The following is a 25,430-nucleotide window of genomic DNA, read 5'->3' on the forward strand; positions in this document are numbered from 1 at the left end:
ACCCGACCAGCCACTGCCGCACATCTTCAGCGCCACCACATAGATCAGGAAGGCACGACGTGGCCCGGATCCGCTCCATCAAGCCGGAGTTCTTCACCTCCGAGATCGTCGCCTCGGTGCCGATCTCGGCCCGGCTCACCTTCATCGGGCTGTGGACGCACGTCGACGACAACGGCGTCACGGTGGACAACCCGAAGCTCATCACCGCCGCCCTCTGGCCGCTTGAGGATGACCCTCGCGAGGCTCTCGCGAGAGTCTCCGGAGACCTCACGAGTCTCTCCACGGCCGGTTTGATCGCCCGTTACGAGGTCTCCGGACGGCACTACCTGTTCATCGTCGGCTGGGACGAGCACCAACGCGTCTCCCACCCCAGCAAGCCCCGCTACCCGCGACCGGCCGAGCCGCTGACCAGCGAGGACACGACCGAATCGGCACCCTCCGGAGAGGCTCCGGAGACTCTCGCGAGCCTTCCGGAGAACCTCGTCCCTGAGCAGGGAGCAGGGAGCAGGGAACAGGGAGCAGGGAGCAGGGATATGCCGCGCAAGCGCGGCACCCGCATCCCCGACGACTTCGCCGTCAGCGACGACATGAAGGCGTGGTTCGCCACCAACTGCCCCGGCGTCAACGGTCAGCGGGAGACCCAGAAGTTCCGCAACTACTGGTCGGCCAAGACCGGCCAAGCCGCAACCAAGCTCGACTGGGCGGCCACCTGGCGCAACTGGATGCTCACCGCCGCCGAGCGCGGCGGCAGCCCCACCTCGGGCGCCCGCACCACTGGCGCGAACCGGCACACCGACCAGCGCCCCGACCAGAACCCTTTCCGCACAGGCGAAGCCGTCGCCACCTACGCCAGCCAGACCGCCGGAGCAGCCTCATGACCACCACCCCGATCCGCGGTGCCCTCGCCGACTGGCAGGACCGCGTCGCCCGCCACGCCACCATCACCGACACCACCCCCACCCTCGCTGAGCTCCAGATCCAGGCCGACCGCGAGGAGCTCGCCGCCATCCAGTCCCGGCAGGCCGCGAACAGGGCCGTCGTCTACACCCGTCGCCGGCCCTCCCGCTACGCCACCGCCGCGTACGACCGGCTCCGCCTCGACCAGGACCCCGCCGGCAAGGTCTCCCGCTGGTGGGACAACGGCCCCCGAACCCTGGTGCTGGCCGGCCCGACCCGCACCGGCAAGACCACCGCCGCGTACGCCATCGCCAACGCCGTCCACCACCAGGAGCAGTGGGTGATGGTGTGGACCGCCGCCGACCTGTCAGCGGCACTCAAGCCCGACAGCTCCGAACCGCTCGCCTACGACTACGCCACCACCTGCGCGTTGCTCGTCATCGACGACCTCGGCCGGGAGCGCGTCACCGACTGGTGGCTGGAGCAGCTCCAGCGCATCGTCGACCACCGCTGCTCGCACGAACGCCGGCTCATCGTCACCACGAACACCGCCGGTGAGGCCGGCGCCGTCTACGACGAGCTATCCGCCCGCTACGGCCACCCCGTCGTAGAGCGCCTCCTCGACGGCGGCGGCCTGCTCGTGCTCGATGGCCCGCCGGTGCGCCACCTGATGAGCGAGTGGTGACGCCGTCCACCTGCCCCGCCGAACCGCCTGAGGAGCACGCCATGCCCAAGCGCATCCAACGCCGCCGCACCGCCGGATCACGCATGCCCACCGGAGCCGTCTACGTCGGCCGCCCCACCCGCTGGGGCAACCCGTTCGTCTACCGCGACGAGTCCCGAGGGCTCGTCCACTACGGCCCGGAGCACCTGGAGCGGTTCGGCCGCGCCTGGGACTACGAGGGCCGATGCAGCGGTCACGGGGCCAGCCACGACATGTGGTTCAGCGCCGACGACATCGTGAAGACCGACGTCCGGTGGGGCACCCGCGAAGAGCTGGTCGAGCTGTTCCGCCTCACCCTCACCGCCCCGACGTTCGGGATGCGCATGGCCTACCCGAGCCGGGGTGGCCACTTCCTCAAGGTCACGGCCGACGACATCCGCCGCGAGCTGGCCGGCAAGGACCTCGCGTGCTGGTGCCCGCTCGACCAACCCTGCCACGCCGACGTCCTCCTGGAGCTGGCCAACGCCGAGACCGTGCCGTGCCGCCGGCACGTCGACGAACCCCGCTTCGACCGGCGGGCCGGTGCCTGATGAGCACCAGGCCGACACCCCGACCCGTCCCCACCCAGGAGGACCGCATGCGCGATGCCCGTACCGACACCTACGCCGACCGCATACCCGTCCGTGCGGGCGGCGGCCACACGCCCGAACAGCACCGCCACGACGACGGCCAAGACGCTGAGCTCCGAGATGCCCGGCGTTCGGCTGACGCATGGCGACGTGCCCACGCCGAAGCAGTGCGCACGGCCGCCGACTTCGAGGCCCGCGCCGCCCAGGCAGAACACGACGCCCATCGAGACATCGCCCGCCAGATCGCCATGCTCGCCGCCGACCCCCCATTGCTCCGCGACTGGCTCACCACCTGCCACCCCCTACCCACCAGCTACGTCGAGCTGCTCCAGGCCCTCACCGACAAGCTCGGTCGAGGCGACCAGCCGCCCCTCGACTCCGTGTCGCCTGGTGCGCAGGAAGGTGTGACGCGGCTGCTGGTCGTGGTCGAGTGGCACGGCGACTACTACGGCCAGGAAGAGCGCGTCGACATGCTGCGCGAGTGGATCGAGGGCGCGCTCACCGACCGGGACGACACCCCCGCCGTCACCATCACCGAGGCCACCACCGCCCGCACCACCGCCTGAGGAGCACCGTGACGCCGCACCACCTGCACGCCGCCGCCGCCGCCTGGTCCCTCCAGGCGGCGCGCGGCCACCTCGCCCAGTACGCCGCCGACGAAGCCGCCCAGATCAACGCTGAGGCCATGGAAGTTCCATCCGTGCTCCGCTCCCCGGTCTACGGCTCCCGCACCGGCAGCGGCGGACACGGCGACCCCACACCCGGCATGGTCGGGATCGCCGACCGACCCGACCGGCGCAACCGGTGGGCCGAGATGGGCGAGCGGCTCGACGGCCGGTTGGAGTGGCTGGCCAACCAGGTCGCCCCCGGCTTCGAACTACCCCTCGGCCGGATCCTGCTCGCCCTCGACGACCTCCAGCCCGGCACCGCTGCCGTCGTCGCCAAGCACCTCCAGGACGAGGATGGCTGGATCCGCAAGGCGGTCGGCGTCGGCCCCGACCGAGCACCGCTGCTCGGCGTCGCCTGCCCCCACTGCGACGAACGGCAGCTCCACGTCCAAACCGCCGGACCGATCGACGCCTGGACCGTCGTCTGCGCCACCGGACGCCTCTGCATCGGCGTCGGCTGCCCCTGCGGCATGCCCGGTGCCGTCGAAGGCGTCGCCCACATCTGGCCCCGGGCTGCCGTCATCACCAGCACGAACGGAGAATCATGACCATGCTGTACGCCAACGGCCGCTACTGGGGCACCGACGTGGAGATCGCTAAGGCGCTCGGCTCCGACGTCAACCCGGCGACGGTCCGCCGCTGGCACGACCGCAAAGGCCTCACCAAGATCCACGGCCGCTACCCCCTCGACCAAGCCGCCCAAATCGAAGCCAACACCAGAAAGAGCAAGCGAGGTCGGCCACGTCAGGTTGACTTCCACCCCGCCCTCGTCTGATCATTTGTTCATCCACCTTGCAGGCGAGGTGTGCCCACAGCCCGGTAGAGCGCTCAGCGCCACCGGGCTGTTGCGCGTCCACGGGACAGGACGCACGGCGGGAAACGCGGGCAGGCCGCTGTGGTGGCCGGCCTGCCCGCACCACCCCGCCAGCTCGAAGGGATGAGCGCGTGAGTGAAGCTTGGCGCGCCCTCGGTGGCCGGCGCCGCTACCTGGCCCGCCAGGTCTACGCCCGCGACCGGGCCACCCCCGGCTATGTGTGCCCCGTGTGCACACACGAGATCGACTGGCACCTGCCCTACCGAGACCCCACCACCGACGCAGTCAACGTGAAGTCGAAGAGCGTGGACCACGCCACCGAACTGCAAGACGGCGGGGCCATGCTCGACCTCGACAACTGCTGGTCGGCGCACCTGGGGTGCAACGCGAGCAAAGGCGCGGCACGTAGGCACGAGCGGGTGCGTGCACACCGTGCACCCCGCACCATGGCCGTCATCGCCATCGACCCTCACACTGTGTAACCGATAGGGGGTCCGGGATGACGACGATGAGGAACACGGCCACCCCAAGCGAAGCGATGAATATCTCTCCCCGCCAGCTTTCGGCGTAGCGGAGGGTCACCTGAAGGGGTGCCCGTCATGGGTCTATCCGCTGCGGAGCGTCAGAAGCGATACCGGGCCCACAAGCGGGGCGATCACACTCTCTGCGACCCGGATCGTGACTGCCGAGACGACGTCCTGCCCGTCCCGTCACCCGTAACGGGCGTCACGCGTAACGCGTCACGCCTGGGTGTGCGCGGGCAACGCCTCTGGGACGACATGGGCGGCGCCGCCGTCGACGGTGGCCGGCGGGTGGTGCTCGAGGAAGCCTGCCGCATCGCCGACCGGCTCGACGGGCTGCATCGACTTCTCGACGGCGACGCCCAGGACTGGTTGGACATCGTCGACGCCAAGGGCAACCCGGACCGGCAGGAGCTTGTCATTGACCGCCTGCTCGCTGAGGCAAGGCAGCAGGCGACGGTGCTCAAACAGCTCGTCGCTGAGCTTCGCCAGAGCGGCCGGGCGGAGGGCGACCAGGAACAGGGGGGCAGCATCCTTGACCAGCTCGCTGCTCAGCGCGAGAAGAGGCTCGCAAACGCCGCGGGTAGCTAACTTCCCGCCGTACCCGACTTCTGCGGCTCCGGAGGTTATCGACCTGGCGGCAAGCGCGGGACTGCACCTCGACGAGTGGCAGCGGTACGTGCTGACGCATGGGCTTGGTACGCACCTCGACGGTCGCTGGACCGCGAGCAAGGTGTCCTGCTGGGTCCCCCGGCAGAACGGCAAGGGCGGCATCATCGAAGCCCTTGAGCTGGCGTGGCTGTTCATGTTCGGCGAGGAGCTGATCGTGCACTCGTCGCACCAGCACCGCACGTCCGCCAGGGCGTACGTGCGGCTGGAGCGGATCATCCGGGGCGCGAAGCACCTGCACCGTCTGGTGGATCAGTACCGGCAGGCCAACGGAGAGCAGCAGATTGAGCTGCGCGACGGTCGGATGTTGCAGTACACGACCCGTTCCCGAACGGCGATCCGTGGCTTCTCGGCCGGAAAGTTGGTGCTGGACGAGGCGCAGGAGCTGAGCAGCGAGCAGATGGCGGCGATCCTGCCGACGGTTTCAGCGATGCCGAACTGGCAGGTGTGGTTTTTCGGTACCCCGCCGGACGACCCGGAGGCGTGGTCGTATGGCCTCAGGGGCGACGGTGAGGAGGGCATTCCTCGGCTGGCGCACTTCGACTGGGGTGCGGCACTGAACCCGACCCGGCCGGCGGACCGGGAGAGGGCTCGGGACCGCGACCTCTGGTACGCCTGCAACCCTGCGTTGGGGATCAGGATCACTGAGGAGACGGTCGAGGACGAGTGCAAGCCGTCCGGCCTGGGTGACAAGTTCGCCATCGAACGGCTCGGTGCGTGGTTGCCCCGCCTGGAGGGCGGTGGGGTGCTGGATCCCACCCGGTGGTCGGCGATGGTCGACACGGAGTCGCGACGGTCCGGCCCGGTGGCGTTGATGCTGGACGTCACGCCGCTGCGCGATCACGGCACCATCAGCCTCGCCGGAGAGCGCGCTGACGGCCTGGAACACCTCCAGGTCGTCGACTACCGGGCGGGCGTCGATTGGATGGTTGACCGGGCCGTCGAGTGGAAGCAGGTCCTGGGCGACGACCTGGTGGCGATTGTCATCGACGGGAAGAACGGGGCCGCGGCGCTGCTCGACGGGCTGCGGGAGCACGGCATTACGGTGCCCGAGGATCCGGAGCGGCCGGCGCGCGGTGACGTCCTGGTCCTCGACGCCGTCGGCATGGCCGCTGCCGTGGGCCAGTTCATTGACGTGTTCCGGGCGGATCCGCTGCGGCTGCGGCATCTGGACCAGGAGCCCCTGAATCAGGCTGTGAAGAACGTGAAGTCGAGGCCGATCGGTGACGCGGGGCAGATCGCCTGGGGCCGTAAGGCATCCGAGGTGGACATCGGCCCTGTAGTGGGCGTCACGGGTGCCCGGTATGGGCGCCGGTTGTGGCTGGCCCTGCCGGACAAGACGCAGGTGCTGACGGGCTCGCTGATGGCGTGAGAGGGGGTCGCGGTGACGACGGCGACGTTGACGGCGACGGTGGACCGGATCAACGAGCGGGCCGGTCAGGTGGACTGGCGTCGGGTGCTGCTGGTGGCGCTGATGGTGGTGCCGTTCGTGCTGTTCGCGACCGCCCGGTTCGTGGTGCGGGCGGTGGGCTGGGTGCTGGCGTGGTTGTGGGCTGCAGGCATGGTCGGCTGGGAGGCCGCCGGTCCGAAGCGTGACGGCTGATGGGGCTGTTGGAGCGCATCCAGGACCGCCGGCACGGGCGCAGCCCGGAGCGGGCGTGGCCAGTCGGCAAGGGCGAGCTGATCGCCCCGGACGGCGCGTTCGGTCACGACGACTCCCGGTTCAGCCCGGAAGAGTACGGCGACTACCTGGCCACCTCGAACGACGTCTACTCGGTCGTGGCGCAGCGGGCCCGGCTGATGTCCGGCCTGCAGCTGCAGTTCTTTAAGGGGCGCGGCTCGGACAAGTCCGAGGTCACCGACCATCCGGCGGTGAAGCTGTACCAGGCCGTGAATCCGCACTGGACGACAGAGCGCCTCGCCCGCATGGACGAGATGTCCATGGGCGTCTGGGGCGAGTCGTACTGGGCGCTGGAGGGCCCGAAGGGGCGGCCGACGGAGATTTGGTGGCTGAAGCCGTCCCGGGTCCGTCCGGTGCCGCACGAGACGGGCTACATCCAGGGGTACGCGTACCATTCGGTGTCGGGCGAGATCATCCCGTTCGAGCCGCACGAGATCGTGTGGCACCGGTACCCGAACCCGATCGACGAGTTCAGTGCGCTGTCGCCGCTGGCCGCCGCGCGACTGGCCGCTGACACCGGCCACGCGATGATGACCAGCAACAGCAAGCTCTTCAAGCAGGGCCTGCAGATCGCTGGGCTGATCGTGCCGCCGGCGGACAAGGTGACGTTCTCCGAAGAGCAGGCCGCGGACCTGGAGCGCAAGCTCGAGCGCCGGCTGTCTGGTGCGGAGAAGGCCCACCGGTGGGCGGTGCTGCGGTACGAGGCGCAGTTCAAACCGCTGGGCATCTCGCCGAAGGACGCCGAGTACGTGGCCGGTCTGGGCATGACGTTCCGGGCGGTGTGCCGGGCGTATGGGATGCAGCCGGCGCTGCTCGGCGACATGGAGAACGCCACCCTCGCCAACGCGACCGCGTTCGAGCGGATCGAGTGGACGCGGGCGCTGAAGCCCGACGCCGACTTCCGTGCGGCCGAGGTCCGGGAGCAGTTCCTACCCCGATTCCGCGGCTCGGGGCCCGACTGGTGCGAGTACGACTTCTCCGGCGTGCCAGCGCTGCAGGAGTCGGCGTCGGAGGCGTGGGGCCGTGAGGCGCAGATGCTCGACCGGGGCGCGATGACGATCAACGAGTGGCGTAAGGCGCGCGGTTGGCCGCCGGTGAAGTGGGGCGACGAGCCCTGGCTGCCGGTCAACAAAGAGCAGGTCGGTCCGGACGGGAAGATGCCGGAGCCGCCCGCGCCAACCGTGCCGCCGGCGCAGCTGCCGGACGACGAGGTCAACCCAGTGGACCAGGCGCCGCAGGTGTCCGGGGAGAAGCTGCTCGACCACATGCAGGCCCGGCAGTTCCTGGGTCAGTTCGCGATCAATGGAGCGAGGCTATGACGACCATCCATCGCGCCCTCGGCTACGTCGACCGGACCGCGCTGCGCGAGGGTGCGCCGCTGCGGGTCGTCATGGCGTCCGAGGGCCGTCAGGCTGACGGAATCGACCTACGGATGTCCGGCGCCCAGCTGGAGCGCTACCGGGGCAACCCGGTGCTCGGCTACGGGCACTCGTACTGGGGCCGTGGGAACCTGCCGATCGGCCGGACGAACCCCGACACGATCACCGTCGACGGCACGACGCTCGGCGGGGAGCTGGAGTTCGACGCCGGCGACGAGTTCGCCCGCGAGGTCGAACGGAAGATGCGCGGCGGGTTCCTGTCGGCCGTGTCGATCGGCTTCGACGTGACCGAGTGGGAGAACGAGGCCGACTCCTACTGGCGCGGCGGCGTGGCCACGAAGTGGGAGCTGACCGAGCTGTCCGTGGTGCCGGTGCCGATGGACGCGAAGGCGCTCGTCACCGCCGGCCGTAGCGGCCTGGTCGACCCGGAGCTGATCGCCGCGGTGCGCGGGGCGTCGTCCGCCGAGTTCGACCAGCTGCTGACCCGGCTGCGCGCCCTGGGCGACGTGCTCGCCCCACCCGCTCCCGCAGGGGAGCCCATCATCACCCCGGCGCCGCCGGCGCCGGGTGTATCACCAGATGCTGCGCGGGGTCTCCTCGCAGCCTTCGACCTCTAAGGAGAGGCATGAGCGACGACAAGCTCACGCTGGAGGCGCTGGGGACCGAGGTCCGGCAGCGCATGGATGCGGTCGACAAGTCGATCGCCGATCGGACGTCCGACGAGAAGCTCACCGAGCTGGTGCGCGGTCTGGTCGACGACCTGAGCAAGGACCCCGAGTTCGTCCGCAAGCTGCGGTTCGGGCAGGGTCCGGCAGAGCGTCAGCTCGTCGGCACGAAGTACGCACGCTGGGGTCTCAGCGTCGCCGACGTCGAGTTCCTCTACGACCTGCAGTCGGGCCTGCGCGGAATGCCCACCAGCAAGGGCATCCACCCGGGCCCGTCCGACGAGCTCACCCGCACCTTCGAGGCGATAACCGAGGCCCGCTACCTGCCGATGCAGCAGGTCCGGGACATGGACCGCAAGGCGATCGATGACCTGTTCCCGCGGATCCCGCTGTCGGAGTTCCACGGGAAGGACCGCGACCTGGCCCGGCAGGGCAAGTTCGAGCTGACCGGCGCGTACGAGCGGGCGATCCGCGCGATGGACACCGCCGAGAGCGGGTACGGTCAGCAGCTCATCGGGGCGCAGTACGTCGGCGAGCTGTGGGAGGCGCCGCGCAAGCTGGGCCGCGTGTTCCCGCTGATCGAGTCGTTCGAGATGACCGACCCGACCGCGTACCTTCCGGTCGAGGTGGACATCCCGGAGATGCTGTTCGTGTCGGAGTCGACGCTGAACAACAGCTCGAACTACCCGACGGTGAAGACCGGCAGCCAGCGGGTCCAGGTCGACGCGAAGAAGTTCGTCATCCACCAGATGTGGTCCGGCGAGATGCAGGAAGACTCGATCATCCCGTTCGTGCCGTTCCTGCGGCGTCAGGCCGCGCTGTCCGTCGCGCACTACTCGGACAGCCTGGTCACCAACGGCGACACCACGAACGCCGCGACCGGCAACATCAACCTCGACGACGCCGACCCGGCCGACACCAAGCACTACCTGGCGTTCGACGGCATCCGGCACGCCTCCTTGGTCGACAACACCGGCAACGCGGTCGACGCCGCCGCGTCGCTCACCTACGCGGGGCTTCACGGCCTGCGCGGGAAGATGATCGACACGGCCCGGCTCGTCGACTGGGGTCACCCGATCGACCCGGAGGACCTGGTCTACATCGCCGACCCGGAGACCGCCGACCGGGCGGCGCTGCTCGACGAGCTCATCACTGTCGACAAGTACGGGTCGCAGGCGACCGTGCTGAACGGGGAGATCGCGCGGATCGGACGTAACCCGTTCGTGTCGACGATCGCGATGAGCAAGACCGAGGCCGACGGCAAGGTGTCCACCACCCCGGCCAACAACACCAAGGGCCAGGTCACCGCGTTCAACCGGCGCGGTTTCAAGGTCGGCTGGCGTCGGCGGGTGCAGGTCGAGACCGAGCGTCTGCCCGGTTCGGACCAGTGGCGCGTCGTCTACTCGATGCGCCTCGGCATGGGCCGCTTCACCCCGACGGGCGCGGCCGCCGGCATCGAGTCGACCGCGACGCTCTACAACATCTGACCCGACTACCCGTAGAGGCCCCGGACCGCACGTCAGTTCGGGGCCTTCGGCTTGGAGGAGCCATGCCACGCGAGAACATCGCGACTGCGCCGAACGGCCGGGCGAACCGGTGGTCGGTGAAGTCCACGGAGGTCCTGGCGGCGCACCGCACGCTGACCGTCGACGAGATCGAGCGGTACAACGCGGTCGCGTTCGACTGCAACGGTGCTGGCCGGAACCTGGTACTGCCGGCGGTGGGTGTCTGCGCTGGCGTGTACCTGCACGTCCGCAACACCACGGCCGCGACCCACGCCCTCACGATCCAGGACGCCGCAGCGGCGACGGTCGTCGCGGTTCCGGCCGCGAAGGGCGCCATTGTCTGGTGCGACGGTGTCGCCTGGCAGTTCATCCTGGGGGCCTGACATGCGTTACAAGGTGAATCACTCGTACAGCGCGTTCCGAGACGGTCAGAGGTTCGGCCCGTGGGTGGCCGACGAGGTCGTTGAGCTGGATCCGGCCGACGCCGGGTGGGTCGAGCGGGACTCGCCCGGCGCCCTGGCCGAGGTCAAGCCCGAGCCGGAGCCCGAGCCGGAGCCCGAGCGGGAGCGGCAGAAGCCGCCGGCGGCCAACCGCCAGCACCGCGGCGGCGCGAACCGTAGCGGGTGACCCATGGCGGTCGTCAACGGGTACGCGACGGTCGAAGAGCTGCGGAACCACTTCGGCGACACCGACCCGGACGCGCTGAAGCTGCCCCTGGCCGACTTGGAGAGGGCGCTCAACGCCACCTCCCGGGCGATCGAGAAGCACACCGCCCGCCGGTTCTGGCGGGATCCGGCCGACGCCCTGACGACCCGCACGTACGTCGCCGACGACTGGTACGAGCTGGACGTCGCTGACATCTCCACGGATCAGGGCCTGGTCGTGACCACCGACCCGAACGCGGACGGCAACTGGTCGACGACCTGGTCGGCCAGTGATCTGCAGATGGAGCCACTGAACGCCGCCGTCGACGGTGGCGCGTACGCATGGACGCGGCTGGTAGCGGCCAGCGGCCGGACGTGGCCGGTGCACGCGCGGCGGGCGACGGTCCGGGTCACCGCCCGGCACGGCTGGTCGGAGATTCCCGCCGAGGTGAACGAGGCGTGCCTGCTGCGCGCGGCGTCCATCTTCAAGCGGCGGGAGGCGGTGTTCGGGGTGGCCGGCCTGAACGGGTTCGGCGAGGTCCGGATCACCCGCAAGGACCCGGACGTGGTCGACCTGCTGCACAACTTCATCCGGATCACGGTCGGGGTGGTGGGCTAAGTGGCGTCGCTGAAGCAGGTCCGCGCGGCCGTCAGGAGCACCCTCGAACCGGCCATCCCGGGTCTGAAGGTGCACAGCACGGTGCCCGGGTCGGCGGCCGGCGACGTCGTCGTCGTGCAGCCGTCCGACGAGCAGGGCGCCAACTTCGTGGTGGCGATGGGCCGAGGCTCGGACACCTACCAGTTCGATCTCCTGGTGCTGGTGCCCAACGGATCCCTCGACGTGGCGCAGGACCAGCTCGACGACTACGTCACCGGCGCCGGCGGCAAGTCGATCCGCGAGGCGGTGTGGAACGCCCGGCACCTCGGGCTGGCCCACACCGACGCCCACGTCGCCTACATGTCCGACTACGGCGCAGACCACACCCTCGGTTCCACCCAGTATCTCGGCGCCACGTTGCGCCTCGTCGTGACCACCAAGGGCACCGAGTAGGAGAGTCATGGACATCAAGTTCTGCAAGCGGCAGGCGGACGGCTGCTACGAGCCGGCCGTCGGCACCGGCATCCGCCCCGTCGAGTTCTGCCGCCCGCACTACCTCGAAGCGATCGCCGACGAGATCGTGCGCGCTGAGGTGATCGGCGACGTGCGGGTGACGGACGTGCGTACGGGTGAGAGCGTCGGCCGCGGCCAGGTCGTCGAACTGGATCCGGAAGAGACGCGGATCGTTCAGCTTGTGTACGCCCGGCACATCAAGGTGTTGCCGAAGGCCGACCCGCCGGCAGCGGTCGAGGCGAACCCGACCCTGGGCGACGAGACGGCGTCGAAGCCGGCCGCCAAGCGGGGCTGACCGTGAGCACCTTCGCGGCGAACAACATCACCACCTGGTTCGGCGGCTACGACATGACCGCTGACACCAACCAGACGACGATGCCAATCGAGTACGAGGCGCTGATCTCGACGACGATGGGTCCGGCCGGTACACGGACTGCGCATTCCCGCGTCGCCGGCCTGGAGAGCGTCAGCTCGCAGGTGGCCGGGTTCGCGCAGTTCGGTGTGGGCCTGGTCGACGAGGCGGCGTTCAACGCGCTCGGCGGCACCGTGCAGGTGATCACCCACTCGCACGACGGGGTTGAGGGCAGCCCGGCGTACTTCTACCAGTCCCGCGCGTTCACCTACCAGGTGTTCGGCGATGTCGGGCAGCTGACGCCGTTCAACCTGACCGCGCAGGCCAGCAAGGGCAACGGGTCGCCGGGCGCGATCCGCGGCGCAGTGCTGAAGACGAAAGCGAACGTGGTGGCCACCGGCGCGACGGGCACCGGCAACCAGCTCGGGGCGGTCGCCGCCGACCAGTTCCTCTACGCGGCCCTGCACGTCTTCGGCGTCGGAACGACCATCACCGCGGTGCTGGAGTCCGACGACAACTCGGGGTTCACGTCGGCGACGACCCGGGCGACGTTCGGGCCGATCACCGCCGCTGGCGGCACCTGGGCAACCCGGGTGCCGGGGGCGATCACCGACACCTGGTACCGGCTGCGGGTCACCGCGATCACCGGCACCTTCAGCATCGCCTGCGTCGCGGGCATCAAGTAGGGGGAGAGCATGACCACGTTCGCGCTTGTTGACGCCCGCGTCGAGGTCAACTCGGTGGACCTGTCCGACTGGGTGACCAGCGTGCAGCTGCCGATCGAGTTCGCCGCGCTGCAGGACACCGCGATGGGCGACTCCGCCCACTCACGGATCGCCGGTCTTGAGGACGGCACGATCACCATCAACTTCAACGACGACTTCGCCGCGTCGTCGGTCGACGCCACGATCTGGGCGGCCAGGAAGACCGTTGTGGTCATCAAGGTCCGGCCGACGTCGGCGGCGATCTCGGCGACGAACCCGGAGTACGTCGGGTCGTACCTGGTGAACCAGATCAGCCCGTTCGGTAACTCGGTGGGTGAGCTGGCGACCCGGTCGGTGGCGTGGCCGCTGTCCGACCCGGACGGCGTGGCCCGCAACACCGCCTGATGGCTTTCAGCATCAAGGCGACGGGCAGCCGTGAGCTGACCGCAGTCCGCCGGAACCTGCGGATGGTCGGCGACGGCGACCTGAGCCGGCAGATGTCGAGGGGCCTGCAGCGGGCGGCCAAACCGCTGAAGCCGGCCGTGCAGAAAGCGGCTGTGCAGCTGATGCCGTCGGGGTACGGGCCGCTGCTGTCGAAGTCGGTGCGGCTGCGGACCTCGGTGCGGGAGCGCCGCGGTTCGGCGTCGGTGCAGATCAAGGTGACCGGGGCGGGGAAGCGGGAGAACCGCGACGTCGTGCGGATCAACCGGGGCGTGTTGCGCCACCCGATCCCGGCGGGCCGCCGGCATCCGTGGGTGGACCAGCGGGTGCGGCGCGGGTTCGTGGACCGGCCGGTGGATGGGCTCGGGCCCGATGTGGCTCGGGAGATGAGAGCGGTCGTCGATTGGATCGCCGACCAAATCACGAAGGGCTGAGATGAAGCTTCTGCCTCCGATGCGGTTCCGGTTTCACGAGGACGACCACGAGCGGTACGGGTCGGACTGGTGGGTGTACGACGAGGCCGCGCTGGTGCGGGTGCCCGCCCGCCAGCTGGTGGAGATCGAACAGCAGATCGGCATGGGCGTGCGGGACATGTGCCTGGGTGTGAGGACGAATCTCACCTTCGCGAACCTCGCGAGCATGTGGGTGGTACGGAAGCTGGCCGGCGTCGACGAGGATTTCGCCAGTTTCGAGCCGCTGGTGTGGCTGGCCGACTGGGAGCCGGCTCCGGCCACTGATGTGGACCCCCCAGCTTCTACCTCGTCGACCTCGCCGCCGAGCGCGGAGGCGTAGCCGGCCTGCTCGACGAGGTGGGCCCCCGCTTCTCCCGCCATTACGTGGCGATCAGCCCGCCAGTGCTGCGCGAGATGACCCTGCGGGAGATCCACGTCCACCTGCTGCCCCTGGCGGCGGATGAGCGGGCGGAACTGATGGCCCAACACCCGGCGCTGCAGGGGAGGTGACCTCATGGACAAGCGCGAGATTCTCGTCAGCCTCCTGGGCGAAGAGACCGTGTCGAAGATGGCCGACCGGGCCGGCGGCGGTTTGGATCGGTTCGGCAAGTCGCTCGACGCCACCGAGAAGGACGCCCAGGACCTCGACCGGCAGATCGCCGACGTCGAGGGGTCCCTCAAGATGCTGGCGGTGGCGTTCGCCCGCACGTCCGACGAGGCCGACCGGATCGACATCAGCAAGGGCATCCGCCGGCAGCAGGCGGAGCTGCGCAAGCTGGTCAAGTCGAAGGACCTGCTACCCGACTTCGCTGAGGCTGGTGGAAACGCCGCCGAGGGGTTCGGCGCCAGCTTCGTCGCCCGGATCGGCCCGCTGCTCGCGAAAGCTCCGGTCGGCCCGGCTGGCGCGGTAATCGGTTCCGTCGTGGCGGCGACTCTGGCGCCTACGCTCAGCGCCGCCGTGGCGGGTGCGGTCGTCGGGGGCGTTGGTATCGGCGGGGTCATCGGCGGCGTGTCGCTGGCCGCGAAGGACTCCCGTGTGCAGGCCGCCGGGAAGCACCTCGGCGAGACCATCATGGGCGACCTTGAGGACTCGGCCGGCCGTTTCGTGGGCCCGACGATCCGGGGTATCGGCATCATCGGCGACGCGTGGTCGGATGTGGCCGACGACGTCGACGACGTGTTCCAGTCGGCGGCCCGCTACGTCGAGCCTCTAGCCCAGGGCGTGGCCGGGTTGGTGCGGGAGATCGGCCCCGGTGTGGCGGAGGCGGCGGCGGCCGCCGGCCCGATCATCCGCGAAATCAGTGAGGGCTTGCCCCGGCTGGGTCGGGCGCTCAGCGACATGTTCTCGGATTTCTCGGAGAACGCCGACGAGGGCGCGTCCGCGATCCGCTACCTGTTCATCGTCGCGGAATCGGGCATTCGGACCACGTCCGCGCTGGTCACCGGCTTTGCGTCGCTGTATCGGACGCTACTGGATGTCGGTGAGGCCGGCGGTGCTGTGGCGGACACCCTGTGGGGGTGGATCCCGGTACTGGGCGACCAGGTTGAGGGTGGCCGGGCGAAGATCGCCGAGCTGAAGGGTGCGCTGGACGCCAGCGGCGACTCGGGCGCCGAGGCCGGCGACGGGATCTTCGGCGGGTTGATGAAGGCCGCCGCGGGCGCGAGCACCGCCACGACCGAGATCAGGTCGCTGCAAGAGGCGGTCGACGAGTTCGCCGGTAAGACCCTCGACGCGCGGGCTGCCTCCCGGGATTTCGAGGAAGCCATCGACGCGGCGTCCGAGGCGGTGAAGCGCAACGGGAAGACCCTGGCTGACGGTACGGAGAAGGGGCGGGCGAACCAGGCCGCCCTGGACGCGATCGCGGCCGCGGCGATCCGGAAGTCGCAGGCCACGCTGGCGGCGACCGGGTCGCAGGAGCAGGCCAACGCCGTTACGGAGCGGGGCCGGGCCGCGTTCTTGCGGGCTGCTGACGCGATGGGCATGGAGGCGGGTAAGGCCCGCGAGTTGGCCAACAAGCTGTTCGGGATCCCCAACGTCAAGCGGGACATCTCGATCAAGGACAAGGCGGCCCGGGACGCGATCGCCCGGGTCATCGCCGCAGCCGGGAAGATCAAGGACATCCACCGGGGCATTTACTACACCGTCAAGGGTGACCTAAAGGTTCCTGGTGGCACCCAGTTGAAGGGCGCTTCGACGGGTGGCCCGGTCATCGGTTCGGGCCCGAAGGGTGTCGATAGCGAGCCGTACTTGCTGGCCCCGGGTGAGCACATTCTCAGCGCCGAGGAAGTCGACGCGGCGGGCGGGCATGCCGGCGTGGAGCGGATCCGCGCCGCGCTGCGCGGTGGTCGCTCACCGGCCGGTACGGCGGCGGCCGGCGGCTTCGGTGGTGGCGGCGGCGGTCCGGCATCGGTCGTCAACCACTACTCGATCACCGTGCAGGTTGCCCCGGGCGCGGACCTGGCGGACGTCGGACGGGTCACGGTTCGGGCCATCCAGGCGTACGAGCGCGGCAACGGGAAGGGATGGCGTGGCTGATGGCTGATCCGCGGCTGATCGTGGAGATCGGCTTCACCGCCCCGCTGACCGGCACCGCGCTGCATCTGGGTGACAGCACGCGCGGCATCCTCGGCGTGGGCACGCTCGCCCCGAGCAACCTGCTCACCGACGTATCCGAGTACGTGACGTCGGTGAAGACCCGGCGGGGCGCGACTGACGCATCCGGGCCGTACCCGCGGTTCGAAGCGGGCACCGCGACGATCACGTTCAACGACCCCGACCGCAGGTTCGACCCACTGAACCTGGCTGGCCCGTACGTGGCGGCCGGGGTGACGCAGGTCGAGCCGATGCGGGCGGTCCGGATCCGCGTCGAGCACGCCGGGGTGACGTACCCGGTGTGGCGTGGCTTCACGGATCAGTGGTCCGTCGCCTACGACGGCTCCGAGGTGGCGCGGGTGACGGTGACGTGCTTTGACGCTCTGCAGGTGTTCGCGGCGCAGGACCGGGGCGCGATCAGCGCGGTGGGCGCTGGGGAGTCCACGGGTGCGCGGATCGGTCGGATCCTGACCAACATCGGTTGGCCGTCCGCCGACCGGGTGTTGGCGGCCGGGGTGGAGGCGGTGCAGGCGACGACGCTGGCGGGGCCGGCGTTGACGGAGATGCTGCTGAACGCGGACACCGAGCTGGGTGAGCTGTGGATGGATGCCCAGGGGCGGGTCACGTTCCGGGACCGGGCGGCTCCGTACGCGGATGCCCGCTCCCGGTGGCCGGTGGCGCACTTCGGTGACCAGCCGTCGGCCGGCGACACGACCATCAACCTGTCGCCCAACCCGTCCTTGGAGACGTACGCCGGCGGTGGGTGGGTGTCGGTGGGTGGCACCCCGCCGACGCTGACCCGTAGCAGCGTCCGCGCGATGTTCGGGTCGTGGTCGCTGCTGGCGACGTGGGGCACCGGCGGCCTGTTGCCGGGGGTGGCGTACGACATCGCCGGTCTGACGTCTGGGCGGACGTACACGATCTCGGTGTACGTGTGGGTGCCGACGGGTAGCCCGCGCATCGACACGATCGTCGCGGGCCGGGCGGCGTTCGGGTCGTCGTCGACCGTGTTCGATGCGTGGGAGCGGCTGGTGTGGACGGGCAGCGCGACCGGCGCGACCATGGGTTTTGGGATCTGGCCGTCCGGGTCGCCGACGGCCGGTCAGCAGGTGTGGATCGATGGCCTGCAGGTCGAAGAGGGCACCACGGCCACCGCTTATGTCGACGGTGACCAGCCGGGGTGCGAGTGGGATCGGGTGGCCGGGTCGTCGACGTCGCGTCGGCTGCCCGAGCTGCCGTACGAGGATCTGACCCTCGCCAACCCGGCGTTGTCCATCACCAACCAGGTGAGGGCGGCACGGGCGGGTGGGACGGAGCAGCTCGGCGAGGACCCAGCGTCGGTGTCGCGGTACCTGCCCCGCACGCACTCCCGCAGCGACCTGCTGTTGCAGACGGACCTGGAGTCGCGGGTGTGGGCTGAGCAGATCGTGGCCCGCCGCTCCCGGCCCGAACCGAAGGTCGCGGCGTTGCGGCTGAAGCCGCGCGGGTCCGATGAGCGGGTGTTCGCGCAGGCGTTCGGCCGGGAGCTGGGCGACCGGCTGCGGGTGACTCGCCGGCCGCCTGGTGGTGGGTCGCCGATCGTGCGCCCGGCGTGGGTGCGGGGTGTCGAGCACCAGATGGGCGTGGACATGGACTGGGAGTCCACGTTCACCCTGGAGCAGACGCAGGACCCGATCATCGTCGAGGACCAGTTCGGGCGGACCGTGGCGTCCGGGTGGGGGTCGGCGGACTCCGGTGAGGTGTGGACGACGACCGGCGGGTCGGCGTCGGACTACGCGGTCGCTAGCGGGGTCGGCCGGCAGACTCTCACGTCGGCGTCGGTGTTCAGGACGTCGATGCTGACGGTCGGCATGGCCAACCAGTCCCTCTCGGTGGACGTGACGGTTCCGGTGTTGCCGACTGGTGCGGCTCTCACCGTGTGGATGGTCGGCCGGGCGGTGGACCCGGGCACCTATTACACGGTCAACCTCAGCTTCGCCCCGTCAGGTGCCGTGACCTTGTCGATTTACCGCCGGGTCTCGAACGCCCTGTCGGGGTCGCTGGGCTCCACGTCCGCTGGCACGCATTCGGCTGGGAACACGTGGCGGCTGCAGATGGGCACCCTCGGGACTGTTATCCGTGGCCGGGCGTGGCGCCCGGCGTCAGACCCGACACCGGGTTGGACGAGCGTCGTCGACACGGTCATCCCCACCGGGGAGGGCGCTGGCCTGCTGACCCGCCGCGAGACCGGCAACACCAACACCAACCCCGTGATCAGTTTCGACGGGTTCCTGGCCGAGGGCCGCCACTACTGGGACTGAGGGGGGACCGTGGCACACAAGGCGTTCGCCGACGGCGATGTTTTGACCGCAGCCGAGGTCAACACGTACTTGATGAATCAGGCGGTGATCGTCTGCACGTCGGGGACCAGGCCGTCGTCGCCCCCCGAGGGCATGGTCATCTACGAGACCGACACCGACCTGATCCGGGTATACACCGGGTCGACCTGGGCTCTGCTGCTGGACGCCACCGGGTGGGTGGCGTACACGCCGACGTGGACGGCATTTACCTCGAACCCGGTGCTGAGCAACGGGACGATCGCGGGCAGGTATAAGCGGATCGGGACGACGGTGCACTACACCGGGCAGATCGAGATGGGCTCGACCACCACGTACGGGGTCGGCGGGTGGCTGATCTCGACGCCGACGACTGCCGCGTCCGCCACGCTCCACGTTGGCTCTGCGGTGCTGCTGTCGGCGGCGTCGAGCGTGAACCGGATCGGTGGCAGCACCCAGTTCAACGTTGCCACCAACTTGACCGTGTGCGCCGTCGGCGGGGTGGTCTCGGCGAGCGTCCCGTTCACATGGGCGGTCGGCGACAGGTTGCGCTGGTCGATCACCTACGAAACGACATAGGAGGCATCGTGACCCGCGCACCCGCCAACCTCCTGGCCGTCCGCAGCCTGCTGCTGACGCACCTCGACAACGCCCCCGGCCCAGACGACCTGGACCCGGGCGAGGTCGGCATCGTCGGCGATACGGCCCACCGGGGTGGCTATCACTGCGGATCGGACCGGGTCGTCACGAACGACTACTCGGTGGTCGAGTCGCCCCGCGACCGGGCCGGGCTGACCCTCGACGCCGCGGCGCTGGACGTCGGCCAGTTCAACGTCCGCTCCGCTGGCCGTACTCACACGCTGCCTAGCTTCAGCGTGTGGTGCGTCGGGCAGTGCGAGGCCGACGCGGCCGACACCCGGGATATCCGGGAGATCATCTACAGCCCCGACGGCACCACCGTGCGGCGGTGGGATCGCCTTGGCAAGCGGAAGTCGGGCGACAGCTCCCACCGCTGGCACACGCACTTCAGCTTCTTCCGCGACGCCATCAAGGCGGGCCGCGACCAGCGGCCCCTGTTCCGCCGCTACCTCGCTTCCATCGGATTGATCCAGGAGGACGACATGTTCGGAGACGTCGACAGCGACCGACTGGAGGCTGTCTACAAGGCGGTAGTCGCGCTGGACGGCCGCAACTCCATCGGCCAGGTCTACACCCGGATGGCCCTCGGTGAGGACCACAAACTGAAGGAAGCCGGCCAGGCCTACACGCCCCCACACCCGACGCTGGTCAGCCTCGGCGGGCAGCTGGCGGCACTGCGCAACGACCTCGCGAAGCTGGCCGGCCGGGACCTGGTCGACGAGCGGGCCGTCGCCGTCGAGCTGGCGCCGGCGATCCTGGCCCAGCTCACTCCGGAGCGCATCGTCGCCGCCATCCCGCCCACCCTGGCCAAGCAGGTCGCCGAAGAGCTGGCCCGCCGACTCGTCGCCTGACCGACCACCATCACGGGGAGGTCCGCCGGTGCCCGGCGATGACATCACCAATGCGGAGCTTGCGCGGCGGCTCGACTCCATGCGCCGCGACTTCCACGACGACTTCGCCGAGATCAGCCGGCGCATGGATTCGTACGTGCTCCGCGAGGTGTACGCCGCCGAGCGGCTGGCGATGGAAACCCGTGTCGGGGTGCTCGAGGCGCGGGTGAAGGACGGCGAAGAGCAGCGAAGGACTCTTACCCGGTGGCTGATCTCGGCCGTCGTGTTCCCGTGCGCCGCCTTGATCGTGACCATCTACTTCAACCTTCAGGGGCCAAGATGATGATGACGACCGCGGGCGAGCATCGGGCGCGCCGCCGGGGCAGGTGGCGGGACTGGGCGGCGATCCTCGCCGCTGTCGTGGTCGCCTCGATGATCGCCTGGGCGACGTACCAGATCGGCGTGCTACGCGCGCAGAACGACGCGTTGGCCAGTGCCCTGGATCAGCAGCGTCAGCAGGCGCAGGACGCCGGGCAGGACCCGGTGGCTCCGCCAGCGGAGGACATCATCCGGGATCCGCAGGCCGTCACCGGTCCGCCGGGGCCTCAGGGTCCACGCGGCTGGGACGGCACCGACGGGAGCATTGGCCCGCCCGGGCCGACCGGTCCGCCCGGTGCTCCCGGCCGTGCGGGTGTCGCCGGCGAGAACGGCACCGATGGCGCTCCCGGCTCCGCCGGCCCGGCGGGACCTCCGGGACCGACCGGCCCAACGGGCCCGGCGGGGCCTCCTGGTGATCAGGGCCCGAAGGGCGAACAGGGCCCGCAGGGAGAGGCTGGGCCAGCGGGCGCGCAGTGTCCGGCGGGCACCACCGCGAAGACGATCACAGTGGTCACCACCGAGGGGGCCCAACAGATCGCGGCCTGCGTCGCCGACTAGTCCAGCGTCCGGTCGTACCGGATGCCGGCCCGCTCGTGCCGGGCCCGCACCTCCGCCGCGTGCTGAGCGGCCACCTCCATGTCGGCGCCCGCCGCCTGGAGCAGCTCGACCGTCGGCCCGCTGATGCCCTTCGGGTCGGCCAACGCCACCCCGGCCTGGATTCCCAGCAACCGCGGGTCTGTGGACACCTGACGCACCGCGGCGACCGCCTGGTCGCGTGGGGCGTCTCGGTCGCTGCCGGTGCCGTACCGGCCGGCGACCCCGGACAGCCCGGCCAGCGTGAGCCGGTCAGTGGCCGGCAGAGAAGGCACATGCACCATCCGACGACCGTACCCAAGGAGGTACCCGTGAAGCCGTCCACCGGCCGGATCGTCCGTTACCGCGGCAAGCAGGGCCTGCTCGCCATGCGCGCCGCGATCGTCACTGCCGACGTCGAGACCCTCGACCCGCGCGGTGTCGCCGCCGACGAGGTGCCGGCGCTCGACAGCGACCAGCACGTCCACCTGTGGGTGTTCACGCCCAGCGAGAAGGGCGGGTTCGCCGAGTTCAACGTCGCCCCCGGCGACGAGCCGGGCCAGTGGTCCTGGCCCCCGAGAGTCTGAGGAGGCTCGATGTTCACGAGCAAGTTCTGGAAGGCCGCCGCCGAGCGTGCGGGGAAGAGCGCTGCGCAGTCGCTGCTGGGTCTGTGGGCCCTCGACGGGTTCAACGTGCTGCACGCCGACTTCCCGCTCGCGGGCGGGGTCGCGGCCGGCGCGGCGCTGCTGTCGCTGCTGACGTCGATCGTGTCGGCCGGCGTCGGGGAGCCCGCGTCGCCGAGCCTTGTCGGAGGCGAGCAGTAGCATCGGCTTCGCTGCGAACGGAAAAGCGCCCCCTGCTCGGCCTCACGGCTGGGCAGGGGGCGTTTTCGCTTGCCCAGGGCCGCTACAGTGACCGGCTACCGACCCCCGTCGATGGAGCGCGCAATGACCGCCACCCCCCGATACACCCGCTGACCCGACCCGCCCGGAGAGCGGCCCGTTCACGGGCGGCAGGGTCTACACCGGCGCGTGGCAGATCCCGATGGACAGTGCCGTCGCCTCCGCCACGGCAGCCGGCTTCCGGGTGACACCGCGCAGCAACCGCAACCGGGTAGTCGTGGAACGCGGCCCGTGGACCGCAGCCTCCATCGCGCCGACGCCCGCTGGGGTGGTGGTGAAGCGGTCGATGACCCTCGCGCACACGGCGATCGTCGGCGCCGTGATTGTGCTGCTCATCGTCTGCGTGGGTATCAACCGACCGTCCTAGCCCTGCCGCTACGCACCGCGCCCCTCGCCTCTGTGGCGAGGGGCGCGGCTTGCTGTCGGGGGTCAGTTCGGGACTCAGTAGCCGAGGGCCGGCAGGACAAGGTGCACGACGGCCACCAGTGCGAGCACAGCGACGGCGGCGTTGATGGTGCCAACGATGGCGAGCAGCTTCACGTTCGACATGCGGTGTCCTCTTCTCAATTGGTGGGTGGGTCAGGCCAGGCGGCCTGTCCGGCGCATGATCACTCGGCGGCCGTCGTGGGTGGTGCGGACGGTGCGCGGGTCGCGGCGGGTGGCGGCGCGCTCGGTGAGCAGGTGGTGCCGGGCTCCGGCCGGGCCGTCGACGAACCGGGCGGGGGTGCCGGTGCTGGCGATCGCGGCGAACATGATCAGCGCCTGGCCGGTGCGGATCTTCTCTGCGGTGACCTTCGTCTGCCGGTTCATTCTCGCCCCCCTCACCCGTTTGCGTCTCACATGAGACGTTACTCGGATAGGGATCACGTGTCAAGTGAGACATGAAAGCGGCCCCACCAATCTCTGGCGGAGCCGCTTTCGTGCGGGGTGGGCTAGTCGGTGCGGGGGCCGTACCGCCGGTTCAGGGTGGCCCGACTCCAGCCCGTCTGACTGGGGTCCATGAGCAGCATGTCGCCGACGCCCGCGTCCCGGGCTTTCTTGATCGACGCCCACGCCTTCTCGACTGCGGCGTCGGCCAGCTTGGCGTCTGCGACGGCCTCGGCGAGTAGGGCGAGCTGTTCCTCGGTGAGGACCTTTTTTGGGCGGACCACGTCGGTCACGGTAGCAGCCTCCATGTCTCAGTTGACACGCACTGGATGAGGGGGTTAGCGTCTCACTAGAGACGCAAACGCGCAAGCTGCCCCGAAAGACGAAGTCGGCCCCCGGTCCGCGATTCCGCCGCTGACCGAGGGCCTTGATCGGGAGGAAGCCCGACCCATGTCCATGATGATCGACCGGATCGTGAAACGCACCGTCCTCGTGTGCGCTGTTCTCGCCGGCCTCGCCGCGTTCCACAACCACACGGCCAACCCCTGCCCGCCCGATCCCGGCGCCGGCGGCATGTGCGTGTCGACGAGCTGGACCGGGGGTGCCCGGTGAACGAGTACGAGCTGCTGTTGCTGATCGTGGGCGGCGGCCTGGCCGTCCCCGCCACCGTCGGGCTGATCGCCCGCCACCTGGTCCACCGTCACGCGGAGCAGTACGGCCAGGTGCACGCCGCCAGGGGCCGGCTCGAGGTGGCCAACGCCGAGGCCCGCCGCCGGGCCGCCCAGCGCACCAAGGAGATGGCCCGATGACCGCCCCCGCCAGCGCGCACCCGCGCACCATCGACGATCTGTATCCGGGTGCGCTCGCCCTCACCGACCAGCTCGGCGAGGTGCCCAGCCGGAACCGGCTGATGAAGGAATTCAAGATCGGCGTACCCAAAGCAACCGAACTGCGTGAGCGGCTGATCGCCGGTACCGGCCGACCCGCCGAGGCGGACACCAACCCGGTTCAGCCGGTGGACTCGTGGGACTACGCCGAGCCGATCGGACCGATCACCGCCGAGAAGCACGCCTACGGGGAGATGCACGAGGCGGTCGCGGCGGCGCAGATGCGTACGGACGGACACCCGGGCCAGTCCGAGGCCGACGAGCTAAACCAGCCGCGCCGCCGGTGGTTCCGCCGGCAGAAGACGGCCAAGGCGTCGGCGCAGGTCCCGGTCGACGGACACCCGGGCACGCCGATCACCCTCGCACCGGCCCGGGCTGGCGCTGAGGAGCGAAAGTCGCTGGTCCGCATCCGCTGGGGCGTGCGCCTGGTGCTCGCCCTCGGTGTGGCCGCGAGCATCGCCGGGAACGTGCTGCACGCCCGTGACGAGTTCATCAGTCAGGTCATCTCGGCCTGGTCCCCGCTGGCGTTGCTGCTCACCATCGAGCTGATCTCCCGGGTGCCGGTGCACTCCCGCCGGCTGGCCGTGGGCCGGTGGGCTGCCACGGCGATGATCGCCGGTATCGCGGCCTGGGTGTCCTACTGGCACATGGCGGCGGTCGCGTCCCGGTACGGGGAGACGAACGGCTCGCAGTACCTGCTCCCGCTGTCGGTCGACGGCCTGGTGGTCGTCGCCTCCATCTGCCTCGTCGAGCTGGGCGGCCGGATCGCTACGGCGGCGAAGCGGTGAAGCGCGGACCGGGCCTCTTCCTGGCCATGGCGATCCTGCTGGTCGGCCTGGCCGTGGTGACCGACGGCCTCTCCCGGGTGGCGTGCATCTGCGCCACGGTGACCTGCCTGATCGCCTGGCTCAAGCCCACCAATCGGAAGGACGGCAAGCGATGACCGGCGCGTTCGCGGCGGTGTTCGTCGCCCTCTACGCCGCCCACCAGGTGGCCGACCACTGGATCCAGACCCAGCACCAGGCCGACCACAAGGGCCGCGCCGGCTGGGTGGGGCGGTGGAACTGCGCCAAGCACGTCACCACCTACGGCGCGACGCAGCTGCTCGCCCTGGCCCTGCTCGCCGCCGTCACCGGTTGGCGGCCGACGCTGGCCCCGATGGTGGTCGGCATGACCGTCAACCTGGCCACCCACTACATCGCCGACCGGCGAACCCCGCTGTTCCGCCTGGCCCTGGCCACCGGATCGGCGGCGTTCTGGAAGCTCGGCACCCCACGCGCCGACCGTGACGACAACCCGTCGCTGGGCACCGGGGCGTACGCCCTCGACCAGTCGTGGCACATCGGCTTCCTGTTCGTGTCCGCCCTGATCATCTCTGTCTGACCCCGAAGGGAACCCCGTCATGGACATCAACTCGTCCACGATCTACCGGTACTTCGTCGCCTACTCGGCGGCCGGAATCGTCGGCAACGCGGAGATCACGCTCCCGCAGCCGATCCGCAGCATCCGTGACGTGCAGGCAGTGAGCCGCGCGCTCACCAACCCGCAGATTCCGGGGCCGATCGTCGTGACCGCTTGGCAGCGGTTCGAGGACTGAGCCAACCCGCCCCCCACCAGCGCGGGGCCCGGCCAACGCATTCCACCGCCCGG

41 protein-coding genes are annotated in these 25,430 nt (G+C 70.1%); 38 read left to right on the plus strand and 3 right to left on the minus strand.

The window, feature by feature from the left end; genetic code table 11:
- The first annotated feature begins 59 nt into the window (after positions 1–59).
- The 29 genes from OHB44_RS27905 (at position 60) to OHB44_RS28045 (ending at position 21,109) form a co-directional block, all read left to right on the plus strand.
- Positions 60–878, plus strand: a complete 819-nt coding sequence (locus OHB44_RS27905) for a hypothetical protein (RefSeq protein ID WP_330438800.1) — start codon at positions 60–62, stop codon at positions 876–878.
- Positions 875–1,582, plus strand: a complete 708-nt coding sequence (locus OHB44_RS27910) for an ATP-binding protein (protein ID WP_330438801.1) — start codon at positions 875–877, stop codon at positions 1,580–1,582. The genes OHB44_RS27905 and OHB44_RS27910 overlap by 4 nt, the downstream gene beginning before the upstream one ends.
- Before the next feature lie 41 nt (positions 1,583–1,623).
- Positions 1,624–2,151, plus strand: a complete 528-nt coding sequence (locus OHB44_RS27915; RefSeq protein WP_330438802.1) for a DUF4326 domain-containing protein — start codon at positions 1,624–1,626, stop codon at positions 2,149–2,151.
- Positions 2,152–2,357: 206 nt separating this feature from the next.
- Entirely contained in the window at positions 2,358–2,756 is a 399-nt protein-coding gene (locus OHB44_RS27920) for a hypothetical protein (protein ID WP_330438803.1), read from the plus strand.
- A gap of 8 nt (positions 2,757–2,764) precedes the next feature.
- A complete protein-coding gene (locus tag OHB44_RS27925; protein ID WP_330438804.1) occupies positions 2,765–3,406 on the plus strand; it encodes a hypothetical protein in 642 nt (213 codons plus the stop codon).
- Positions 3,403–3,633: a hypothetical protein gene (locus tag OHB44_RS27930; RefSeq protein ID WP_330438805.1), complete on the plus strand. Its 231-nt coding sequence runs from the start codon at positions 3,403–3,405 to the stop codon at positions 3,631–3,633. Before OHB44_RS27925 ends, OHB44_RS27930 begins: the two co-directional genes overlap by 4 nt.
- 170 nt (positions 3,634–3,803) lie before the next feature.
- Entirely contained in the window at positions 3,804–4,154 is a 351-nt protein-coding gene (locus tag OHB44_RS27935; RefSeq protein ID WP_330438806.1) for a hypothetical protein, read from the plus strand.
- Positions 4,155–4,271: 117 nt separating this feature from the next.
- Complete coding sequence (locus OHB44_RS27940; protein ID WP_330438807.1) at positions 4,272–4,784, plus strand: hypothetical protein; 513 nt, start codon at positions 4,272–4,274, stop codon at positions 4,782–4,784.
- An 88-nt stretch (positions 4,785–4,872) separates the two neighbouring features.
- On the plus strand, positions 4,873–6,234 hold the full coding sequence (locus tag OHB44_RS27945; protein ID WP_330438808.1) for a hypothetical protein: 1,362 nt from the start codon (positions 4,873–4,875) through the stop codon (positions 6,232–6,234).
- A gap of 12 nt (positions 6,235–6,246) precedes the next feature.
- Positions 6,247–6,465, plus strand: a complete 219-nt coding sequence (locus OHB44_RS27950) for a hypothetical protein (RefSeq protein WP_330438809.1) — start codon at positions 6,247–6,249, stop codon at positions 6,463–6,465.
- Complete coding sequence (locus OHB44_RS27955) at positions 6,465–7,862, plus strand: phage portal protein (protein WP_330438810.1); 1,398 nt, start codon at positions 6,465–6,467, stop codon at positions 7,860–7,862. Before OHB44_RS27950 ends, OHB44_RS27955 begins: the two co-directional genes overlap by 1 nt.
- Positions 7,859–8,539, plus strand: coding sequence for an HK97 family phage prohead protease (locus OHB44_RS27960; RefSeq protein ID WP_330438811.1), 681 nt, complete (start codon positions 7,859–7,861; stop codon positions 8,537–8,539). Before OHB44_RS27955 ends, OHB44_RS27960 begins: the two co-directional genes overlap by 4 nt.
- Positions 8,540–8,547: 8 nt before the next feature.
- Positions 8,548–10,074, plus strand: a complete 1,527-nt coding sequence (locus OHB44_RS27965) for a hypothetical protein (RefSeq protein WP_330438812.1) — start codon at positions 8,548–8,550, stop codon at positions 10,072–10,074.
- A 62-nt stretch (positions 10,075–10,136) separates the two neighbouring features.
- The gene (locus tag OHB44_RS27970; protein ID WP_330438813.1) at positions 10,137–10,475 is read left to right on the plus strand and encodes a hypothetical protein; all 339 of its coding nucleotides are present in this window, start codon (positions 10,137–10,139) and stop codon (positions 10,473–10,475) included.
- Between the two features lies 1 nt (position 10,476).
- Positions 10,477–10,719, plus strand: a complete 243-nt coding sequence (locus OHB44_RS27975; protein ID WP_330438814.1) for a hypothetical protein — start codon at positions 10,477–10,479, stop codon at positions 10,717–10,719.
- A gap of 3 nt (positions 10,720–10,722) precedes the next feature.
- Entirely contained in the window at positions 10,723–11,355 is a 633-nt protein-coding gene (locus OHB44_RS27980; protein WP_330438815.1) for a hypothetical protein, read from the plus strand.
- Positions 11,356–11,787, plus strand: a complete 432-nt coding sequence (locus OHB44_RS27985; RefSeq protein ID WP_330438816.1) for a hypothetical protein — start codon at positions 11,356–11,358, stop codon at positions 11,785–11,787.
- Between the two features lie 7 nt (positions 11,788–11,794).
- Positions 11,795–12,142, plus strand: coding sequence for a hypothetical protein (locus tag OHB44_RS27990; protein ID WP_330438817.1), 348 nt, complete (start codon positions 11,795–11,797; stop codon positions 12,140–12,142).
- 2 nt (positions 12,143–12,144) lie between these two features.
- Positions 12,145–12,885, plus strand: a complete 741-nt coding sequence (locus OHB44_RS27995) for a hypothetical protein (protein ID WP_330438818.1) — start codon at positions 12,145–12,147, stop codon at positions 12,883–12,885.
- Positions 12,886–12,894: 9 nt separating this feature from the next.
- Complete coding sequence (locus OHB44_RS28000) at positions 12,895–13,308, plus strand: radical SAM protein (protein WP_330438819.1); 414 nt, start codon at positions 12,895–12,897, stop codon at positions 13,306–13,308.
- Positions 13,308–13,778, plus strand: coding sequence for a hypothetical protein (locus OHB44_RS28005; RefSeq protein ID WP_330438820.1), 471 nt, complete (start codon positions 13,308–13,310; stop codon positions 13,776–13,778). Before OHB44_RS28000 ends, OHB44_RS28005 begins: the two co-directional genes overlap by 1 nt.
- 1 nt (position 13,779) lies before the next feature.
- Positions 13,780–14,136 carry a hypothetical protein gene (locus OHB44_RS28010; RefSeq protein WP_330438821.1) on the plus strand — a complete coding sequence of 119 codons (357 nt, stop codon included), beginning with the start codon at positions 13,780–13,782 and terminating at the stop codon, positions 14,134–14,136.
- A gap of 44 nt (positions 14,137–14,180) precedes the next feature.
- Positions 14,181–14,306, plus strand: coding sequence for a hypothetical protein (locus OHB44_RS28015; protein WP_330438822.1), 126 nt, complete (start codon positions 14,181–14,183; stop codon positions 14,304–14,306).
- A gap of 4 nt (positions 14,307–14,310) precedes the next feature.
- On the plus strand, positions 14,311–16,332 hold the full coding sequence (locus OHB44_RS28020; protein ID WP_330438823.1) for a hypothetical protein: 2,022 nt from the start codon (positions 14,311–14,313) through the stop codon (positions 16,330–16,332).
- Positions 16,332–18,689 (plus strand): hypothetical protein, encoded by a 2,358-nt coding sequence (locus OHB44_RS28025; protein WP_330438824.1) that lies wholly within the window; start codon positions 16,332–16,334, stop codon positions 18,687–18,689. Before OHB44_RS28020 ends, OHB44_RS28025 begins: the two co-directional genes overlap by 1 nt.
- 9 nt (positions 18,690–18,698) lie before the next feature.
- Positions 18,699–19,283, plus strand: coding sequence for a hypothetical protein (locus OHB44_RS28030; RefSeq protein WP_330438825.1), 585 nt, complete (start codon positions 18,699–18,701; stop codon positions 19,281–19,283).
- 8 nt (positions 19,284–19,291) lie between these two features.
- On the plus strand, positions 19,292–20,194 hold the full coding sequence (locus OHB44_RS28035; RefSeq protein WP_330438826.1) for a hypothetical protein: 903 nt from the start codon (positions 19,292–19,294) through the stop codon (positions 20,192–20,194).
- Positions 20,195–20,222: 28 nt separating this feature from the next.
- Positions 20,223–20,516, plus strand: a complete 294-nt coding sequence (locus OHB44_RS28040; protein WP_330438827.1) for a hypothetical protein — start codon at positions 20,223–20,225, stop codon at positions 20,514–20,516.
- The gene (locus OHB44_RS28045; RefSeq protein WP_330438828.1) at positions 20,513–21,109 is read left to right on the plus strand and encodes a hypothetical protein; all 597 of its coding nucleotides are present in this window, start codon (positions 20,513–20,515) and stop codon (positions 21,107–21,109) included. Before OHB44_RS28040 ends, OHB44_RS28045 begins: the two co-directional genes overlap by 4 nt.
- Here the strand turns inward: OHB44_RS28045 and OHB44_RS28050 are convergent.
- Positions 21,106–21,429 carry a hypothetical protein gene (locus OHB44_RS28050; RefSeq protein WP_330438829.1) on the minus strand — a complete coding sequence of 108 codons (324 nt, stop codon included), beginning with the start codon at positions 21,427–21,429 and terminating at the stop codon, positions 21,106–21,108. The two genes, OHB44_RS28045 and OHB44_RS28050, sit on opposite strands and share 4 nt — an antisense overlap.
- A 27-nt stretch (positions 21,430–21,456) precedes the next feature.
- Here OHB44_RS28050 and OHB44_RS28055 point away from each other — a divergent pair, with 27 nt between their 5' ends.
- From OHB44_RS28055 to OHB44_RS28065, 3 genes are all read left to right on the plus strand, one after another.
- Positions 21,457–21,711: a hypothetical protein gene (locus OHB44_RS28055; RefSeq protein WP_330438830.1), complete on the plus strand. Its 255-nt coding sequence runs from the start codon at positions 21,457–21,459 to the stop codon at positions 21,709–21,711.
- A 9-nt stretch (positions 21,712–21,720) separates the two neighbouring features.
- Positions 21,721–21,948, plus strand: coding sequence for a holin (locus tag OHB44_RS28060; RefSeq protein WP_330438831.1), 228 nt, complete (start codon positions 21,721–21,723; stop codon positions 21,946–21,948).
- 220 nt (positions 21,949–22,168) lie between these two features.
- Positions 22,169–22,393: a hypothetical protein gene (locus tag OHB44_RS28065; RefSeq protein WP_330438832.1), complete on the plus strand. Its 225-nt coding sequence runs from the start codon at positions 22,169–22,171 to the stop codon at positions 22,391–22,393.
- Between the two features lie 212 nt (positions 22,394–22,605).
- Here the strand turns inward: OHB44_RS28065 and OHB44_RS28070 are convergent, their stop codons facing one another.
- Entirely contained in the window at positions 22,606–22,836 is a 231-nt protein-coding gene (locus OHB44_RS28070) for a hypothetical protein (RefSeq protein ID WP_330438833.1), read from the minus strand.
- 122 nt (positions 22,837–22,958) lie between these two features.
- Positions 22,959–23,186: a hypothetical protein gene (locus OHB44_RS28075; RefSeq protein ID WP_330438834.1), complete on the minus strand. Its 228-nt coding sequence runs from the start codon at positions 23,184–23,186 to the stop codon at positions 22,959–22,961.
- Between the two features lie 157 nt (positions 23,187–23,343).
- Here OHB44_RS28075 and OHB44_RS28080 point away from each other — a divergent pair, with 157 nt between their 5' ends.
- From OHB44_RS28080 to OHB44_RS28105, 6 genes are read left to right on the plus strand one after another with little or no spacing between them, the layout of a single operon-like run.
- Positions 23,344–23,505, plus strand: a complete 162-nt coding sequence (locus tag OHB44_RS28080; RefSeq protein ID WP_330438835.1) for a hypothetical protein — start codon at positions 23,344–23,346, stop codon at positions 23,503–23,505.
- Complete coding sequence (locus OHB44_RS28085) at positions 23,502–23,702, plus strand: hypothetical protein (protein WP_330438836.1); 201 nt, start codon at positions 23,502–23,504, stop codon at positions 23,700–23,702. The genes OHB44_RS28080 and OHB44_RS28085 overlap by 4 nt, the downstream gene beginning before the upstream one ends.
- A complete protein-coding gene (locus tag OHB44_RS28090; RefSeq protein ID WP_330438837.1) occupies positions 23,699–24,568 on the plus strand; it encodes a DUF2637 domain-containing protein in 870 nt (289 codons plus the stop codon). The genes OHB44_RS28085 and OHB44_RS28090 overlap by 4 nt, the downstream gene beginning before the upstream one ends.
- The gene (locus tag OHB44_RS28095) at positions 24,565–24,723 is read left to right on the plus strand and encodes a hypothetical protein (protein ID WP_330438838.1); all 159 of its coding nucleotides are present in this window, start codon (positions 24,565–24,567) and stop codon (positions 24,721–24,723) included. Before OHB44_RS28090 ends, OHB44_RS28095 begins: the two co-directional genes overlap by 4 nt.
- Positions 24,720–25,163, plus strand: a complete 444-nt coding sequence (locus OHB44_RS28100) for a DUF3307 domain-containing protein (RefSeq protein WP_330438839.1) — start codon at positions 24,720–24,722, stop codon at positions 25,161–25,163. The genes OHB44_RS28095 and OHB44_RS28100 overlap by 4 nt, the downstream gene beginning before the upstream one ends.
- A 19-nt stretch (positions 25,164–25,182) precedes the next feature.
- Positions 25,183–25,377 carry a hypothetical protein gene (locus tag OHB44_RS28105; RefSeq protein ID WP_330438840.1) on the plus strand — a complete coding sequence of 65 codons (195 nt, stop codon included), beginning with the start codon at positions 25,183–25,185 and terminating at the stop codon, positions 25,375–25,377.
- Positions 25,378–25,430 lie beyond the last annotated feature (53 nt).

This window comes from Micromonospora sp. NBC_00821 (assembly GCF_036347035.1).
Taxonomy (GTDB): Bacteria; Actinomycetota; Actinomycetes; order Mycobacteriales; family Micromonosporaceae; genus Micromonospora; species Micromonospora hortensis.